At 49.3% G+C, this 763-nt stretch carries 1 protein-coding gene; it reads right to left on the reverse strand.

From position 1 onward, the window contains the following. On the reverse strand, positions 1–582 hold a 582-nt coding region (locus tag JLZ96_RS24860; protein WP_201011553.1), incomplete at its 3' end, for a hypothetical protein. Positions 583–763 lie beyond the last annotated feature (181 nt).

A 763-nucleotide genomic window follows, 5' to 3' on the forward strand; every position in this document is an offset into this window, starting at 1 on the left:
ATTGCTGCACACTTTATTGTCACCCTTCTTGTGTAAGGGTACAAAAGTTGAGTGGGTCCAATCAGTTGGCCACTCCCCTGTTAACCAAATGCGCGTGCATATTTTGTGCATGATATCAACCACTTTCGCTCCGCCAAGCTTGAGCAACTCTGCCGGAATTTCGTCAGGACCAGACGCCTTCCCGCAATTCAGTGCATCGATTGCCCTTTGTACTTCTTCCCTAGTGGGAAGTGGTTCATGTTGGAGAGTGAATTGTTTCATCTCCGTTTGAGAGGTGTCATCTGCCATGAGGAGGTCAGCCGCATCACCATCGCTGACCTCCTCTTTGTATAAGTTTTCACAGTACTCCACCCACCGCTTCTGGATATCCTCCTTGGCGGTGAGTATTGCACCGTTGCTCGCCTTGAGCGTCTGAGCGCTTGGACATACCTGTTTTGTCACTTCACTGACTTTCTGGAAGACTCCTCTCGCGCAGCCCTTCCGACTTTCAAGCTCGACCTCTTTGCACTGTTCAAGGATGTACGCCGTTTTGTCTTCCCTTAGTTTGCTTCGTATTTCATGTTTGAGGAGGTTAAATTCCACGCTTCCTCTACGACAGGCACGTTTTTGTCCAACCAGCGCTAACGTGTTACGACTGATCCAAGGTTTCTGGTTCTTTGGTTTGGATCTCGATAGCGTGGACGCCTGTGTTTCCAACAGAGTTTGTTTGAGCACCTGCCAGATAGATTCAGCGTTAGTACTTTCCTCCTCAACGAGCTCGGAC

The organism is Rhodococcus sp. NKCM2511 (genome assembly GCF_014905595.1).
GTDB lineage: Bacteria > Actinomycetota > Actinomycetes > Mycobacteriales > Mycobacteriaceae > Rhodococcoides > Rhodococcoides fascians.